The organism is Streptomyces sp. NPDC096193 (genome assembly GCF_040302905.1).
Lineage (GTDB): Bacteria > Actinomycetota > Actinomycetes > Streptomycetales > Streptomycetaceae > Streptomyces.
Map to the genome: position 1 here is coordinate 77,499 of NZ_JBEOSJ010000013.1, position 16,211 is coordinate 93,709.

Here is a 16,211-nt window from a genome sequence, read left to right on the forward strand (position 1 = left end):
TAACGAGTTCTACAAGTGGCAAGGGCCACGGCGGGAACTGTTGCGCGCCAAGTCCGCAGCAGGGGCGTGCAAGGCCCTTGCGTACCGGGGGTAGCACTCATAAGACTTCTCAGAGAACTAGAACGCGTACTAGTTCTCGTGCGACGGCGCCGGGACGCCCCGCACATGTGGAGGAGAGGACGAGCTCATGGCCGCGGAACCCGTCATCGTCGAAGCCGTACGCACCCCCATCGGCAAGCGCTCAGGCGCGCTCGCCAATCTGCATCCCGCCTATCTCCTGGGCGAGACCTACCGTGAACTGCTCGGCCGTACCGGCATCCAGGCCGACTGCGTCGAGCAGATCGTCGGCGGCACGGTCACCCACGCCGGCGAACAGTCCATGAACCCCGCGCGCACCGCGTGGCTGACCATGGGGCTGCCCTACGAGACGGCGGCGACGACCGTGGACTGCCAGTGCGGATCCTCGCAGCAGGCGAGCCACATGGTCGCCAACATGATCGCGGCGGGCGTCATCGACGTCGGCATCAGCTGCGGGGTCGAGGCGATGTCGCGAGTGCCGCTGGGCAGCGGTTCCAAGCACGGTCCGGGCAAGCCGTTCCCCGACGAGTCCAACGTCGATCTGCCCAACCAGTTCGAGGCCGCCGAGCGCATCGCCCGCCACCGCGGACTGTCCCGCGAACGCGTCGACTCGCTCGGACTGCTGTCGCAGGAACGCGCGCGGGAAGCCTGGGCCGAGGAGCGCTTCAAGCGGGAGACCTTCGCCGTCCAGGTGCCGACGACCGAGGAGGAGCAGGCCGCGGGGCAGGGCATGTGGCGGCTCGTCGACCGTGACGAGGGGCTGCGCGACACCAGCATGGAGGCGCTGGCCCGGCTGAAGCCGGTCATGCCGACGGCCGTGCACACCGCGGGCAACTCCTCGCAGATCTCGGACGGCTCGGCGGCCATCATGTGGGCGTCGAAGCGGATGGCGAGGGCGCTCAAGCTGAAGCCGCGCGCCCGGATCGTCGCGCAGGCGCTCGTCGGCGCGGACCCCCACTTCCACCTCGACGGCCCGATCGACGCGACCCGCGCCGTCCTGGGCAAGGCGGGGATGTCGCTGCGGGACATCGATCTGGTGGAGGTCAACGAGGCGTTCGCGTCGGTGGTGCTGAGCTGGGCGCAGGTCTTCGACCAGGACCTGGACAAGGTCAACGTCAACGGCGGAGGCATCGCGCTCGGCCACCCGGTGGGCGCCACGGGAGCCCGGCTGATCACCACGGCGCTGCACGAACTGGAACGGCGTGACCGGGAGTTCGCACTGATCACGATGTGTGCGGGCGGCGCGCTGTCGACGGCGACGATCATCCAGCGGCTGTAGCGGGCGGGACTCTCACCCGGGCGGGACTCTCACCCGGGCGGGACCGTCACCCCGGGCGGGGCGGTTACCCGGGCGGGGTCCCTCCCGGGCCCCGGGCCAGGCCCGGTCCCGGGTCTGCCGGTCCCTCGAACGTGACCGTACCCGCCGGCGCGACCGCGCCCTCGAACGCGACCGGGGCCTCGAACGCCGCCCGCCGCGTGGCACGGCGCAGCGCCTTGAGGACGGTCGCGCCGATCGTGAGCGTCAGGACGACCGTCAGCGCCGCCCGCCCGAGGTCCCAGCCGATCGACGTCGCCGCGCAATAGGCCAGAAAGCGCACCAGGTTGTCGTGGACCGGATCGCCCGGCCGGAAGGAGATCCCCGACGACAACCCGCCGATGTACGTCCAGCCCTGGAGGTTCATGATCGTGCCGTAGGCGAACGCGGCGACCGCGCCGTACGCGCCGAGCATCAGCATCTCGGCACGGCCGCGCAGCCGCTCGGCTCCCGGCAGCAGCCCGGCGCCCATCGTGAACCAGCCCATCGACAGCATCTGGAACGGCATCCAGGGCCCGACACCGCCGGTGAGCAGCGCGGACGCGAACATCGTGACCGAGCCGAGGACGAAGCCGAAGCCCGGCCCCAGCACCCGGCCGCTGAGGACCATCAGGAAGAACATGGGCTCCAGGCCCGCGGTCCCGGCGCCGAGCGGACGCAGCGCCGCCCCGACCGCGGCGAGCACGCCGAGCATGGCCACCGCCTTGGCGTCCATGCCGCTGTCCGCGATCGTCGCGACGACGACGGCCACGAGCAGCGGAAGCAGCGCGGCGAACAGCCAGGGCGCGTCCGCGGAGTGGGCGAGCCCCGACCCGGGGTCGGCGAGCAGCGGCCAGCCGAAGGCGACGACTCCGACCGCACTCACCAGCGCGAGCGCGAGGACGGAACGGGGGCCGAGGCGCACCGGACGTGTCGTCATCGCAGCGCTACCCGGACCTCGGAGACGGTCAGCCAGGGCTGGGGGGCCAGGATCTTGGCGACCTGCGGTGCGAAGGCGGGTGACGAGACGACGACGTCGGACGTCGGTCCGTCCGCGACGATCTCGCCGTCGGCCAGGATCACCACCCGGTGCGCCAGTTCCGCGGCCAGCTCCACGTCGTGGGTGGCCAGGACGATGCCGTGCCCCTCGCGCGCGAGACCCTGGAGCACACCGACGAGCCGGGCCTTCGCCGCGTAGTCCAGTCCGCGGGTGGGCTCGTCGAGGAGCAGCAGCGGCGGACGCCCGGTGAGCACGACGGCCAGCGCGAGCGCGAGCCGCTGTCCCTCGGAGAGATCGCGCGGATGTGTTCCGTCCCGCACGCCGGGCAGCAGTTCGCCGACCAGCGCCCGGCAGGAGCCCGGCGCGGCGCCCGCGTCGGCGTCGGCGGCCGCGCACTCGGCGGCGACGGTGTCCGCGTACAGCAGGTCCCGCGGCTCCTGCGGCACGAGCCCGACCTGCCGGATCAGCTCGCGGGGGCTGGTCCGGTGCGGGGTGAGACCGCCGACCAGGACGCTGCCCGAGGCGGGTTCGACCATGCCGACGAGGGCGGAGAGGAGGGTCGACTTCCCGGCGCCGTTGCGCCCCATCAGCGCGACGGTCTCGCCGGCGCCGACAGTGATGCCGACTCCGCGCAGCGCCTCCACGCGCCCGCGGCGGACGCCGAGCCGGGTGGTGGCGGCGAGGTGTTCCGGCAGCCCCGTCCGCGCCGGGCCCGTCCCGCGGCTCGCGGACGCGCCCCTCACCGGTATGAACTTCCGGCGTCCGGAAGGCCGGCCGGTGGCCGAAGCCCGGTCCGTACCCACAGCCCGGTCCGGGACCGCGACGCGGCCCGGGCCCCGATCGCCCTCGTCCGGTCCGGTCCTCGTGGGGGAGAGGCCCGCCAGACGCTCCCGGAGGCCGGACGCCCGGCGCCGGGCGTCCCGTACGGACAGCGGCAGCGGGTCCCAGCCCGCCAGCCGTCCGAGGCCCACCACGGGCGGGTACACCGGCGACGCCGCCATGACCGCGGCCGGTTCACCGATCACGGGAGCCGTGCCGGGGCCGGGCAGCAGGACGACCTGGTCCGCGTACTGCACCACCCGCTCCAGCCGGTGTTCGGCCATCAGCACCGTGGTGCCCAGGTCGTGCACCAGCCGCTGGAGGACCGCCAGCACCTCTTCCGCCGCGGCCGGGTCCAGCGCGGACGTGGGCTCGTCGAGGACCAGCACCCGCGGGTGCGGGGTGAGCACCGAGCCGATCGCGACCCGTTGCTGCTGGCCTCCGGAGAGCGTCGCGATCGGCCGGTCGCGCAGCTCCGCCAGGCCGAGCAGATCGAGCGTCTCCTCCACCCTGCGGCGCATCACCTCGGGAGCGAGACCGAGCGACTCCATGCCGTACGCCAGCTCGTCCTCGACCGTGTCGGTGACGAAGTGGGCCAGTGGGTCCTGGCCCACCGTGCCGACGAGGTCTGCCAGTTCGCGCGGCTTGTGCGTGCGGGTGTCACGGCCTCCGACGGTGACGCGGCCGCGCAGGGTGCCGCCGGTGAAGTGGGGCACCAGGCCGGACACCGCTCCCAGCAGTGTCGACTTGCCGACCCCCGACGGGCCGACGAGGAGCACCAGCTCCCCTTCCGGAACGGTCAGATCGACGCCGCTGATCGCGGGCGCCGCGGCATCGCCGTAGGTCACCGACACGTTGTCGAAGCGGATCACGGGGTCGACTCCTCGGATACCTCGGGGACGGGCGCGACGAACGCCGGCAGCAGTCCGATCAGCGTGCCGACCGCGGGCCACAGCGGCAGCGTGGGGGCGGTCAGCGGCACGACGCCGGGGTGCAGCGCCTGGGGGTCGTAGCTGCCCGCGCGGATCATCAACGCCGCGACGGCCACGCCCGATCCGGCCACCAGCCAGGACCGCGGGCCGAAGCGGTCGGGGCGGTAGCGGCTGCGTACGGAGCGCCGGCCGCCGAGCCACAGTCCTGCCAGCGCGGCACCGAGCCCGCCGACGAGGACGGGCAGTCCGTACGCGGCGCCCTCCGCGGCCAGCAGCCCGTAGGTGCCCGCGCAGACTCCGAGGAGTCCGCCGAGCGTGAGCACGGTGGTCGTACGGCGGACGGCGGGCGGGACCTGCGCACTGCGCCCGTACCCCCGCGCGTCCATCGACGCGGCGACCGCGACCGAACGCTCCAGCGCACCCTCCAGCACGGGCAGCCCGATCTGCGCGATCGCCCTGATCCCGCCGGTGGGGCGGCCGCGCAGCCGGCGGGCGGTGCGCAGCCGGACGACGTCGGACACCATGTTCGGCGCGAAGGTCATCGCGACGACGACGGCGACACCGGCCTCGTACAGCGCGGCCGGCAGCGACTTGAGCAGCCGGGCCGGATTGGCGAGGGCGTTCGCGGCGCCGACGCAGATGAGGAGCGTGGCCAGTTTCGCGCCGTCGTACAGTGCGAACACGATCTGCTCGGCGGAGACCCGGCCGCCGATCCTGATGCCGCGGACCCAGTCGGGAAGCGGAACCTCGGGGAGCGTGAGCAGTATGTGTGTGCCGGGGATGGGGGAGCCGAGCACCACGGAGAAGAGGACACGGACGGCGATGACGATGAGACCGAGCTTGACGAACGCGCCGTAGGAACGGGCCCACGGCGCGTCCGTGCGCCGGGCCGCGACGACGTATCCGGCCACGCCCACGAGCAGCCCGAGGAGCAGGGGGTTCGTGGTCCGTGACGCGGCGGTGGCGAGCCCGAGGGCCCACAGCCACCAGGCGCCGGCGTGCAGGGAGTTGCCGCGGTGCGCCGCGGGGGCGCGCAGCCGGTGCCACGGGGAACGGTGTCCCCGTGCCCCCGCGCTGTCCGCCGGTTCGCGCCGCACGCCGGTGTCCGTCCTCATCCGCGTCGGCGCCGGGACTGCCACACCGCGGCGGCTGCCAGCAGCCCGATCGCCGCCACGCCCGCCACCAGTCCGAGCGACGGACCGCCGTCCGAGCCGGCGGGGTCGGCGGCCGTCGCGGACGTGGCCGGGGAGGAGGAAACCCCCGGGGAGGAGGAGTCGGCCGGAGCCGCGATCTGCTCGCCGCAGCCCGCCGCCGGATAGCCCGAGATCCCGCACAACAGCGCCTGGTTGTTGTACCGCAGGGGCTTCGCCACCGACGCCAGCGCCTCCGCCGTCGTCGCGTCGGGTGCCACTTGGGCGCACGCGGCCCGCAGCGCGGGCGGTGCCTCGCCCTTCGGCGCGTCCTGGGCGGTGCCGGGGTCGATGACCAGCGCGATCCGCTTCGTGCCGGGCTTCGGAGCCGTGCCCGCGCAGATGGCCGCGAAGTCCGGCGCCTCGCGCGGTCGCGCCGAGTCCGAGCTGTCCTCGCTCACGGAGAACCGGAAGCCGTTGACCGCGCCGTCGTCGGGACGCGCCGTCGCCGGGCCCTCGGTGGCGTAGGCCCAGGTCCCGCCACCGGCGCCCTGCCAGAACGACCAGTAGCGGTAGCCCGCCGCATGGGCGGGCCCCGCGCCCAGCACCGTCAGCGCGGTGCCGAGCACGAGGACCCAGGCGAGCAGTCGCGCCCGCATCACTGCTTCTTGCGGCGGCCGCTGAACAGGATGCCCACGCCGACGCTGGCCACGAAGAACGCGCCGACGATCCACCACACGCCGATGCCGGAGTCGTCCTTGCCGTCCTTCTCGGACGCGTCGGGTGTCTCGGACTTCTCGGACTTCTCGGCGCCGGGCGCCTGCGGAGCGGGTCCGGTCGCGTTCAGCTGCCGCACGAGGTCGGCGCCGCCGAACTTCTGCGGGTCCGCGCCGACGGCGTGGGCGGCGAGGATCAGCTGCGCGTACGCCGCCGGGCCCGATGCCTTCGCCCAGGCCGCCGAGTTCTTCTCCAGCCACGTCACCGTGTCGGCGGCCTGGTCGGAGTGGCCGGCGGCGGACAGGGCTGTCACCGCGTCCGCCGTGTTGCCGAAGTCGGGCTGCGGGGCGGGGTTCTCGGCCCCGGGCATCGGCGCCGAGTCGAGGTGACCGGTCTTCTTCAGCGCGGTCACGAGGTAAGCGGCGCCGTTCTGCGCGGCCTGCTCCGGCGTGGCCCCGGCGGCGCACGCGGCGGGAGCCGCCGGCTTCGGCCCCTCGACCGCGAGGCCCTTGCCGAGCGCGCCCAGCACGCCCGCCGCTGTCGAGTCGGCGACTGTCCCGGGCTGCTTCACCTGGAACACGAAGGCGCCGGCGTCCTTGCCCGTGCAGGGCTTCGCGAAGGTCAGCAGAGCGTCGTACGGCGACTTCCCGCTCTTCGCCTTGACCGCGGCCGGCTTCTCGCCCACCGACGCGAGCGCGCCGATCACGACGGAGGTGGAGTTGGCGTCACTCGCACCGCCGGGGTTGTAGCCCCAGCCGCCGTCCGCGTTCTGCACCGACTTCAGCCAGGCGACCGACTTCTCCACCGCGGCGTCCTGGCCGCCGAGCGCGGCGAGTGCCTGGACGGCGGCCGCGGTGGCGTTGGAGTCCAGCGGGAGCTTGGCGTCGCACGGCTTGGAGGCGTCCGCGCGGTACGAGGGGAAGGCGCCGTTGTCGCACTGCTGGCCGGTCAGCCAGTCGACCGCCACGGTCGCGGGCGTGACCTTCACCGTGTCCTGCGCGAGCAGGGCCAGCGACTGACGCCAGACGCCGTCGTAGGCCGGGTCGGTCGTGCCGTACAGACCCGAGGGCAGCACGGTGGACGGCGACGGCTTGGGGGTGGGAGCCGCGAAGGCGGCCGGCGCGGCGGCCGCGACGACGGCCATGCCGAGAACGGCGGACGCGGCGACCGCTGCGGTGGTGCGGCGAACGGGGGTCATGGCGGGCGGGCCTCTCCTGCGGGAGAGCCGGGCACGGGCACACGTGGGCACCAGGGCTCCGGCTCCGTATTCCTCGACGGTGCCGGCCTCCGGCGGTTGCCGGGGCACGAGCCGGTCACGGCCGCGTACGGGGCAGTCCGGCTCACCGCCGGCGACGGCGGTTCACGGTTGCGGGTCAGCGCCGGATTTGCACCGGCTTCCCCCCGTACGGGTGTGATGACGACTCGCTCACTGTACCGGCCGGTCACGAGGCCCCCTCCGGGCGGATCCCGCCCACGGCGGCGGGGCCCGTCCGGGGGAGCGGCGGCGGGTCTGTCCGGAGCGGGCGGCGGGGTCGGCCGGTGCCGTCCGCCAGGGGCGGGCGGCGGGGTCGTGGCCGGGCGGGGAGGCGAGTCGTATGCCGGGGTCGGGCGGCGAGGCGAGTCGTACGCCGGGCTCTGGCAGCGAGGTGAGTCGTACGCCGAGGTCGGGCGGCCCGGTCGGAGAGCCGGAGCCCGGCGGCCGGTCAGAGCGCGACGTACGTCGCGGGCGTACCGGACAGCATCTCCGCGCGCCCGAGTTTCACCAGTCGGCGCAGATGCGCCTCGGCCTCCGAGACGGCGATGTTCCGCGAGCCGTAGGGGATCTCGTCCCAGGGCCGGTTCCACTCCATCCGCTCGGCGGTCTGCCACGGTGTGAGCGGCTGGGCCAGCAGGTCGAGCAGCCCGGTGAGGCGCTCCTCGTGATGGCCGAGCAACTCCCGTACGCGGCCCGGGGCGTCGGCGAACGCGTGCTGGTGCGCCGGCAGCACTTCCGCGGGCGCGAGGCGGCCGACGCGCTCCAGGGAGTCGAGGTAGTCGCCCAGCGGGTCGGTGACGGTGGCGTCGTCGGGGTCCTCGTAGAGCCCGATGTGCGGGGTGATCCCGGGCAGCAGATGGTCTCCGGAGAACAGCCGCCCGTGCCCCGGCAGCCCGGCCGGATGGTCCTCCTCCAGATGCAGGCAGACATGGCCGGGTGTGTGGCCGGGCGTCCAGATCGCCCGCAGCCGCCGGTCCTTGAGGTCCAGCAGCTCGCCCGGCACGATCTCCCGGTCGGGCAGCGCGGCCCGCAGTCCCGGCAGCGTCCGCATCCGCCCCTGCTCCCGGGCGGCCCGCAGGGGCGCGACATGCTCGTCGGGCGCGCCGGCCCGGCAGAGCTTGTCGGCGAGGTAGTCGAGCCATCGCGCGGGCTCGGCCTCGCGGGTCCGGCGTACGACGTCCGCGTCCGCCGCGTGCATCGCGATCCAGGCCCCGGACGCCTCGCGGACCTGCCCGGAGAGGCCGTGGTGGTCGGGGTGGTGGTGGGTGACGACCACCCCGTGAATGTCGGTGATGCGCACCCCGAGCGAGTCCAGTCCCGCGTCGAGGGCGTCCCAGGAGGCGGGGTCGTCCCACCCGGTGTCGACGAGGACGGGTCCGCGACCGGTGTCGAGGAGATGGACGAGCGTGTGCCCGAGAGGGTTGTCCGGGATGGGCACCTCGATGGACCAGACGCCGCCGCGGTGGTCGATCACCTGGGGCATGGGGGCCTCGTCTCTGTCCGGCGGCAGGGCCACGCCCTCCCACTATAACTAGAACGGGTTCCAATGGTCGCCCAAGTCGACCGGTTTCCCGCGCGGTTGGCGGCACGCCTTCCCCGGGATCGTGGGTGTGCTGACGCCGGCGGGCTTCTTCGTCACCGCCATTGCTCCCCATAACTAGAACTGATATCAGTTCTGAAACAGTGTCAGAAACAGCCCGGGTGCAGGAGGCAGCAGCCATGACCGAGCTCGTGGAACACGGAAAGCTGTTCATCGGGGGCGAGTTGGCCGACCCCGCCGGCGGCGGGACCATCGAGGTCGTCTCACCCCACACCGAGCAGGTCATCGGCCGGGTCCCGCACGCCTCGCGCGCCGACGTCGACCGCGCCGTGGCCGTCGCGCGCAAGGCCTTCGACGAGGGCCCCTGGCCGCGGGCGACGCTGGAGGAGCGCATCGCCGTCGTGAGCCGGATCAAGGACGCGATCGCCGTACGGCACGAGGAGATCGCCCGCTCCATCAGCTCGCAGAACGGCTCCCCGTACTCCTGGAGCGTCCTCGCCCAGGCGCTCGGCGCCATGATGGTCTGGGACTCGGCGATCGCCGTCGCGCGGGACTTCCCCTACGAGGAGACGCGGGCCGGAGCGCTCGGGCCGATCCTCGTGACGCGCGAGCCCGTCGGCGTGGTGGCGGCCGTCGTGCCGTGGAACGTCCCGCAGTTCACCGCCGCCGCCAAGCTGGGCCCGGCGCTGCTCGCCGGATGCACCGTCGTGCTCAAGCCGTCTCCCGAGTCGCCGCTCGACTCCTACATCCTCGCCGAGATGGCCCAGGAGGCAGGCCTGCCGGAGGGCGTGCTGTCGATCCTGCCCGCCGACCGCGAGGTCAGCGAGTACCTGGTCGGGCACCCCGGCATCGACAAGGTCTCCTTCACCGGCTCCGTCGCGGCGGGCAAGCGCGTCATGGAGGTCGCGGCACGTCATCTCACCCGCGTCACCCTGGAACTCGGCGGCAAGTCGGCGGCCGTGATCCTGCCCGACGCCGACCTCGACACCACGATCGCCGGGATCGTGCCCGCGGCCTGGATGAACAACGGCCAGGCCTGCGTGGCCCAGACGCGCATTCTCGCGCCGCGCAGCCGCTACGACGAGATCGCCGAGGCGCTCACGGCCGCGGCCGCCGCCCTGGTGGTCGGCGACCCGCTCGACCCGGCCACCCAGGTCGGCCCCCTCGTCGCCCGGCGCCAGCAGCAGCGCTCTCTCGACTACATCCGGATCGGGCAGGAGGAAGGCGCCAAGATCCTCACCGGGGGCGGGCGCCCGGCGGCGCAGGAGAAGGGCTGGTACGTGGAGCCGACGCTGTTCGGCGGCGTCGACAACTCCATGCGGATTGCCCGCGAGGAGATCTTCGGCCCGGTCATCTGCCTGCTGCCGTACGGCGACGAGACGGAGGCGGCGAAGATCGCCAACGACTCCGACTACGGGCTCAGCGGCAGCGTGTGGACCTCCGACGTCGCACGCGGCATCGACTTCGCCCGCCGGGTCAGGACGGGTACGTACAACGTGAACACCTTCAGTCTCGACATGCTGGGCCCGTTCGGCGGCTACAAGGACTCCGGTGTGGGCCGGGAGTTCGGCCCCGAGGGGCTCAGCGAGTACCTGGAGCACAAGATGATCCACCTGCCGACCGCGCACGGAGCCGTCTGATGGGGGACCGCTGGCACGTCGAGGTCGACCGGAGCGTCTGCATCGGCTCGGGCCTGTGCGTCGGCAACGCCCCGGAGGGCTTCCGCCTCGACCCGGCGCGCCAGTCGCACCCACAGGAGACCGACACCGACGCGAACGAACGGATCCTGGCGGCCGCGGAGTGCTGCCCGGTCGAGGCGATCGCGATCACGCTGCTGGACAGCGGGGAGCCGGTCTTCCCCCCGGAGGAGTAGCCGGCCGGGCCGGGCCCGCTCACGCCCCGCGCCGCGCCGCGGCCGCCCTTGTGTGATCAGTGACCGCGCCGCGGGTCCGTCAGGTCGATCAACCGGCACACCGTCTCGATGTCGATCTTGACCTGGGCGATCGAGGCCCGGCCCGAGAGCCAGGTGATCAGTGCCGAGTGCCAGGTGTGCTCGATCACCCGGACCGCGGAGAGCTGTTCCGGGGTCGGGTTCTCCAGGCCCATCGCGTCCAGGATGATCGCCGTCGTCTGGCGGGAGACCGTGTCGACCTCGGGACTGACGCTGCGGTCCGCGAAGGTCAGCGCCCGCACCATCGCGTCCGCGAGGTGCGGCTCGCGCTGGAGGGCGCGGAAGGCCCGCATCAGGGTCTCCGCGACCCGGTCAGCGGCGTTCTCCCCGGCCGGAGGGCGCTTGCGCAGTGTCGTGTGCATGTGCTGGAGCTGGTCCTGCATCGTGGCGACCAGCAGATGGATCTTGGAGGGGAAGTAGCGGTACAGCGTGCCGAGGGCCACCCCCGCGGCCTCGGCGACCTCGCGCATCTGCACCGCGTCGAAGCCGCCGCGGCTGGCGAGCTGGGCGCTGGCGTGCAGGATGCGACGACGGCGCGCCTCCTGGCGCTCCGTCAGGGGCGGCGACGCCGGCCCCGCCGGCTTGGCTTCGGCTGTCATGGGTCCCGTTCCACGCGCGACTTCGGATCGCACAGCATGGCAGCGGTCCCGTCGTGGCGCGAATCACCTGATCCGGCTCTTACGGCGGTGCTACCAGCCGGTAGATTCGAAGCTCCTCGAACGATCAAGTCTGAAACTTGTTCTAGATTAGCGCGAGCGGTTACGCTCCGGCGAAAACGCATGAGAAGGGGGCCGTGAGTGACCGTTGAGGCCATCGAGGCCGGCCCTCGTCCAGGGCCGTCCGGCGGCGGTGACGCACCGCTGCGCATCGCGCTCCTCACCTACAAGGGCAACCCCTTCTGCGGCGGCCAGGGTGTCTATGTGCGCCACCTCTCGCGCGAGCTCGCCCGTCTCGGACACAGCGTCGAGGTGATCGGCGCCCAGCCCTACCCCGTGCTCGACGAGGGCGTGCCGCTCACCGAGCTGCCGAGCCTCGACCTGTACCGCAGCCCGGACCCGTTCCGTACGCCCCGCCGCGGCGAGTACCGCGACTGGATCGACGCCGTCGAGGTCGCCACCATGTGGACCGGCGGCTTCCCCGAACCGCTGACCTTCTCGCTGCGGGCCCGCCGTCATCTGCTCGCGCGCCGGGGCGAGTTCGACGTCGTGCACGACAACCAGACGCTCGGCTACGGACTGCTGGGCGACCTCGGCGCACCGCTCGTCACCACCATCCACCACCCGATCACGGTGGACCGGCAGCTGGAGCTGGACGCCGCGGAGGGCCGCCGCCGCCGTCTGTCCGTACGCCGCTGGTACGGCTTCACCCGCATGCAGAAGCGCGTCGCGCGCCGGCTGCCGTCCGTCCTCACCGTCTCCGGCACCTCGCAGCAGGAGATCGTCGAGCACCTCGGTGTGCGCCGTGACCGCATCGACGTCGTCCACATCGGCGCCGACACCGACCTTTTCTCGCCGAATCCCGCCGTGGCCGAGGTGCCGGGACGCATCGTGACCACCTCCAGCGCCGACGTACCCCTCAAGGGCCTCGTCCACCTGGTGGAGGCACTGGCGAAGCTGCGTACCGAGCACCCGGCGGCCCATCTCGTGGTCGTCGGCAAGCGCGCCGAGGACGGGCCGGTCGCCCAGCTGATCGAGCGGTACGGGCTCGAGGACGCCGTGGAGTTCGTCAAGGGCATCACGGACGCCGAACTCGTCGACCTCGTGCGCAGCGCGCAGGTCGCCTGTGTGCCGTCGCTGTACGAGGGCTTCTCACTGCCCGCGGCCGAGGCGATGGCCACCGGAACGCCGCTGGTCGCCACCACGGGCGGGGCGATCCCCGAGGTCGCGGGCCCCGACGGCGAGAGCTGTCTCGCGGTGCCGCCCGGCGACGCGGGCGCGCTGGCGGCGGCGCTGGGCAGACTGCTCGGCGACCCCGAGCTGAGAGCGCGTCTCGGTGCCGGTGGCCGCGAGCGGGTGCTGTCCCGTTTCACCTGGGCCAGAGCGGCACAGGGCACGGCCGAGCGCTACCGCGAGGCCATCGCCATGGGCCGTTCCACGGCCAAGGAACCAGGCCGCCCCGCGGCCCCAGTGGTGGGGAGCAACCACTCATGCTGACCGTCGACTTCTCCCGCTTCCCGCTCGCCGCGGGCGACCGGGTCCTCGACCTCGGATGCGGTGCCGGCCGGCATGCGTTCGAGTGCTACCGGCGTGGCGCGCAGGTCGTGGCGCTCGACCAGAACGGCGAGGAGATCCGCGAGGTCGCCAAGTGGTTCGCCGCCATGAAGGAGGCCGGCGAGGCCCCGCAGGGCGCGACGGCCACCGCCATGGAGGGCGACGCGCTCAACCTCCCCTTCCCCGACGAGTCGTTCGACGTCGTGATCATCTCCGAGGTCATGGAGCACATCCCCGACGACAAGGGCGTGCTCGCGGAGATGGTGCGGGTGCTCAAGCCCGGCGGACGCATCGCGATCACGGTGCCGCGCTACGGACCCGAGAAGATCTGCTGGGCCCTCAGCGACGCCTACCACGAGGTCGAGGGCGGGCACATCCGTATCTACCGGGCCGACGAACTGCTCGACAGGATCAGGGAGGCCGGTCTCGAACCGTACGGCACCCACCACGCGCACGCGCTGCACAGCCCCTACTGGTGGCTCAAGTGCGCGTTCGGCGTCGACAACGACAAGGCCCTGCCGGTCAAGGCGTACCACCAGCTGCTCGTCTGGGACATCATGAAGAAGCCACTGGCCACCCGGCTCGCCGAACAGGCGCTGAACCCGCTGATCGGCAAGAGCTTCGTGGCCTACGCGACCAAGCCGCACCACCCGGAGGTCGGGGCGTGACTGTGCCCAGGCGCAGCCACGGCCGTACCGAACATCTGGTCCTGCCCGGGGTGCTCACCGCCGAACAGGCCGCCGAGACCGTTGCCGGGATCGTCGCCGTGCAGCGCGAGGACGGGGCGATTCCCTGGTTCCGCGGTCACCACCTGGACCCGTGGGACCACACCGAGGCCGCGATGGCCCTGGACGCGGCGGGTGAGCACGAGGCGGCTTCCCTCGCCTACGACTGGCTGCTGCGGCACCAGAACGAGGACGGCTCCTGGTACGCGGCGTACCACGACGGGGAGGCGTCCCGGGCGACCGACCGCGGCCGGGAGACCAACTTCGTCGCCTATGTCGCCGTCGGCGTCTGGCACCACTTCGTGGCCACCGGCGACGAGGCGTTCCTCGACCGGATGTGGCCGTGCGTCCAGGCGGCGATCGAGTTCGTCCTGCGGCTCCAGCAGCCCGGCGGGCAGATCGGCTGGAAGCGCGAGGCCGCCGAGGACGGCGGTGCGGCGGTCACCGACGCGCTGCTGACCGGCAGTTCGTCCGTGCACCATGCCCTGCGCTGCGCCCTGGCGATTGCCGAGGAGCGCGAGGAGCCGCAGCCCGACTGGGAGCTGGCGGCGGGCGCCCTGGCGCACGCCATCCGCTGTCACCCCGAGCGCTTCCTCGACAAGAGCCACTACTCCATGGACTGGTACTACCCGGTGCTCGGCGGTGCGCTGACCGGAGTGGAGGCGTCGGAGCGCATCGAGAAGCACTGGGACGACTTCGTCGTGCCGGGCCTCGGAGTGCGCTGTGTGCTGCCGAACCCGTGGGTGACCGGCGGCGAGAGCTGCGAACTCGCCCTGGCCCTGTGGGTCATGGGCGAGTCCGACCGTGCGCTGGAGATCCTGCAGTCCGTCGGCCATCTGCGGGCCGAGGGCGGTATGTACTGGACGGGGTACGTCTTCGAGGGCAGCCCGGCCGTGTGGCCGGAGGAACTCACCACGTGGACGGCGGGCTCCCTGCTCCTCGCGGTGGCCGCGCTCGGCGGGGACGAGGCGACCACCGCGGTCTTCGGAGGCGAGCGCCTGCCGCGGGGGCTGGCTCCCGACTGCTGCACGGCGTAGGGCCTGTTGCCCGTTCCCGGGCAGTACGCCGTGACCGGGCAGCCGGCGGGTGCCGGCGGCTGCGGGCGCCGGCGGTGCTAGTGGCGGCGCAGCCTGCCGGCCACGGCGTGGCCGACGAAGAGGTAGACCACGGCCGCGAGGCCGTATCCGGCGACGACGCGTGCCCACGCCTCGTCGAAGGTGAACAGGTCGTAGGACCAGCCGGCGAGCCAGCGGGCCGCGTCCTGGACGAAGTTGACCAGGTCGTTGGCGCGGTTGGCGTCCAGCAGGTACATCAGGATCCACAGGCCCAGGATGAAGGCCATGACATCCGCGACGATCGCTATGACCGTCCCGGCCTGGTTGCTTCCAGTGCGATGACGAGGACTCATAGCCCTCGGATTGCCGCTTGTGCCCGTGTGAAACCCCCTGTGTTCGAACACGTGGCGCAGTAGATCTCCGCGGGCGGCAGAAGCCTTTCCTACAGGGCGAGTTCGGCGAGAACACGCATGGTGTGCGGATCCGGGGCGGTCACGAGCAGATCGGTGACCGGTCCTGATCGCCATGCCTCCAGGCGTTCCGCGATCCGTGCGCGGGGCCCTACGAGCGAGATCTCGTCGGCGAAGGCGTCCGGCACCGCGTGCACCGCCTCCTCGCGCCGCCCCTCCGCGAACAGCCGCTGGACCTCACGGGCCTCGGCCTCGTAGCCCATGCGCGCCATCAGATCGGCGTGGAAGTTGCGGGCCGCGTGTCCCATGCCGCCGATGTAGAAGCCGAGCATCGTCTTGACCGGCAGCAGGCCCTCGGCGAGGTCGTCGCAGACCTGGGCACGGGCCATCGGCGCGATGACGAAGCCGTCGGGCAGGTCCGTGAGCGAGGCCTTGTACACGTCGGTCCGCAGCGGGGACCAGTACAGCGGCAGCCAGCCGTCGGCTATCCGGGTCGTCTGCGCGATGTTCTTCGGCCCCTCGGCCCCGAGCAGCAGGGGCAGCGAGGCACGCAGCGGATGCGTGATGGGCTTCAGCGGTTTGCCGAGGCCGGTGGCGCCGTCGCCGCGGTAGGGGTGCGTGTGGAAGCGGCCGTCGAGCTCAACGGGGGCCTCACGCCGCAGGACTTGCCGGATGACGTCGATGTACTCGCGGGTCGCGGTGAGCGGGCTGCTCGGGAACGGACGGCCGTACCACCCCTCGACGACCTGCGGTCCCGACAGACCGAGGCCCAGCATCATCCGTCCGCCGGAGAGATGGTCCAGGGTGAGCGCGTGCATCGCGGTCGCGGTGGGGGTGCGGGCGGCCATCTGCGCCACCGCCGTGCCGAGCCGGATGCGCGAGGTGTGCGCGGCGATCCAGGTGAGCGGGGTGAAGGCGTCGGAGCCCCAGGCCTCGGAGGTCCACACCGAGTCGTAGCCGAGGCGCTCGGCCTCGCGGGCGAGTTCGAGATGGCCGGGGTCGGGGCCGCGGCCCCAGTAGCCGAGAGCAAGTCCGAGTCGCATGCCAGAGACCCTCCGGAGCCTTGTCCCACAACTGCTGACGGTGCGTCAGGAT

Annotated in this window: 15 protein-coding genes; 6 read left to right on the forward strand and 9 right to left on the reverse strand. The window is 72.7% G+C overall.

Annotated elements, in window-relative coordinates:
- Positions 1 to 187: 187 nt before the first annotated feature.
- Positions 188 to 1,357, forward strand: a complete 1,170-nt coding sequence (locus tag ABTX78_RS20045) for a steroid 3-ketoacyl-CoA thiolase (protein ID WP_352208116.1) — start codon at positions 188 to 190, stop codon at positions 1,355 to 1,357.
- Between the two features lie 64 nt (positions 1,358 to 1,421).
- On the opposite strand, the gene ABTX78_RS20050 is transcribed toward ABTX78_RS20045, so the two are convergent.
- The 6 genes from ABTX78_RS20050 to ABTX78_RS20075 all read right to left on the reverse strand — a co-directional run bounded on the left by ABTX78_RS20050 (position 1,422) and on the right by ABTX78_RS20075 (position 8,708).
- Positions 1,422 to 2,312 (reverse strand): ECF transporter S component, encoded by an 891-nt coding sequence (locus ABTX78_RS20050; protein WP_352208117.1) that lies wholly within the window; start codon positions 2,310 to 2,312, stop codon positions 1,422 to 1,424.
- Complete coding sequence (locus tag ABTX78_RS20055; RefSeq protein ID WP_352208118.1) at positions 2,309 to 4,063, reverse strand: ABC transporter ATP-binding protein; 1,755 nt, start codon at positions 4,061 to 4,063, stop codon at positions 2,309 to 2,311. Before ABTX78_RS20055 ends, ABTX78_RS20050 begins: the two co-directional genes overlap by 4 nt.
- Positions 4,060 to 5,238, reverse strand: a complete 1,179-nt coding sequence (locus tag ABTX78_RS20060) for an energy-coupling factor transporter transmembrane component T (protein WP_502993906.1) — start codon at positions 5,236 to 5,238, stop codon at positions 4,060 to 4,062. Before ABTX78_RS20060 ends, ABTX78_RS20055 begins: the two co-directional genes overlap by 4 nt.
- Positions 5,235 to 5,912, reverse strand: a complete 678-nt coding sequence (locus tag ABTX78_RS20065; protein ID WP_352208120.1) for an SCO2322 family protein — start codon at positions 5,910 to 5,912, stop codon at positions 5,235 to 5,237. Before ABTX78_RS20065 ends, ABTX78_RS20060 begins: the two co-directional genes overlap by 4 nt.
- Positions 5,912 to 7,168: an SCO2321 family membrane protein gene (locus tag ABTX78_RS20070; protein WP_352208121.1), complete on the reverse strand. Its 1,257-nt coding sequence runs from the start codon at positions 7,166 to 7,168 to the stop codon at positions 5,912 to 5,914. Before ABTX78_RS20070 ends, ABTX78_RS20065 begins: the two co-directional genes overlap by 1 nt.
- A gap of 505 nt (positions 7,169 to 7,673) precedes the next feature.
- Positions 7,674 to 8,708, reverse strand: coding sequence for a Strvi_7410 family MBL fold metallo-hydrolase (locus ABTX78_RS20075; RefSeq protein WP_352208122.1), 1,035 nt, complete (start codon positions 8,706 to 8,708; stop codon positions 7,674 to 7,676).
- A 236-nt stretch (positions 8,709 to 8,944) separates the two neighbouring features.
- On the opposite strand from ABTX78_RS20075, the gene ABTX78_RS20080 reads away from it, so the two are divergent.
- Together ABTX78_RS20080 and ABTX78_RS20085 are read left to right on the forward strand one after the other, a co-directional pair.
- Positions 8,945 to 10,405, forward strand: a complete 1,461-nt coding sequence (locus ABTX78_RS20080) for an aldehyde dehydrogenase (protein WP_352208123.1) — start codon at positions 8,945 to 8,947, stop codon at positions 10,403 to 10,405.
- A complete protein-coding gene (locus tag ABTX78_RS20085) occupies positions 10,405 to 10,638 on the forward strand; it encodes a ferredoxin (protein ID WP_352208124.1) in 234 nt (77 codons plus the stop codon). The genes ABTX78_RS20080 and ABTX78_RS20085 overlap by 1 nt, the downstream gene beginning before the upstream one ends.
- 56 nt (positions 10,639 to 10,694) lie before the next feature.
- On the opposite strand, the gene ABTX78_RS20090 is transcribed toward ABTX78_RS20085, so the two are convergent.
- Positions 10,695 to 11,315 (reverse strand): TetR family transcriptional regulator, encoded by a 621-nt coding sequence (locus ABTX78_RS20090; protein ID WP_313946617.1) that lies wholly within the window; start codon positions 11,313 to 11,315, stop codon positions 10,695 to 10,697.
- A gap of 198 nt (positions 11,316 to 11,513) precedes the next feature.
- Here ABTX78_RS20090 and ABTX78_RS20095 point away from each other — a divergent pair, with 198 nt between their 5' ends.
- Genes ABTX78_RS20095 through ABTX78_RS20105 form a run of 3 tightly spaced genes read left to right on the forward strand, consistent with a single transcriptional unit; the run spans position 11,514 to position 14,688 of the window.
- On the forward strand, positions 11,514 to 12,869 hold the full coding sequence (locus ABTX78_RS20095) for a glycosyltransferase family 4 protein (protein WP_352208125.1): 1,356 nt from the start codon (positions 11,514 to 11,516) through the stop codon (positions 12,867 to 12,869).
- Positions 12,863 to 13,594, forward strand: coding sequence for a class I SAM-dependent methyltransferase (locus ABTX78_RS20100; RefSeq protein ID WP_352208126.1), 732 nt, complete (start codon positions 12,863 to 12,865; stop codon positions 13,592 to 13,594). Before ABTX78_RS20095 ends, ABTX78_RS20100 begins: the two co-directional genes overlap by 7 nt.
- Positions 13,591 to 14,688 (forward strand): prenyltransferase/squalene oxidase repeat-containing protein, encoded by a 1,098-nt coding sequence (locus ABTX78_RS20105; protein ID WP_352208127.1) that lies wholly within the window; start codon positions 13,591 to 13,593, stop codon positions 14,686 to 14,688. The genes ABTX78_RS20100 and ABTX78_RS20105 overlap by 4 nt, the downstream gene beginning before the upstream one ends.
- A gap of 77 nt (positions 14,689 to 14,765) precedes the next feature.
- Here ABTX78_RS20105 and ABTX78_RS20110 read toward each other — a convergent pair whose 3' ends face one another.
- Together ABTX78_RS20110 and ABTX78_RS20115 are read right to left on the reverse strand one after the other, a co-directional pair.
- Positions 14,766 to 15,059 (reverse strand): hypothetical protein, encoded by a 294-nt coding sequence (locus ABTX78_RS20110; protein ID WP_352208128.1) that lies wholly within the window; start codon positions 15,057 to 15,059, stop codon positions 14,766 to 14,768.
- A gap of 89 nt (positions 15,060 to 15,148) precedes the next feature.
- Positions 15,149 to 16,159: an LLM class F420-dependent oxidoreductase gene (locus tag ABTX78_RS20115; protein WP_352208129.1), complete on the reverse strand. Its 1,011-nt coding sequence runs from the start codon at positions 16,157 to 16,159 to the stop codon at positions 15,149 to 15,151.
- Positions 16,160 to 16,211 lie beyond the last annotated feature (52 nt).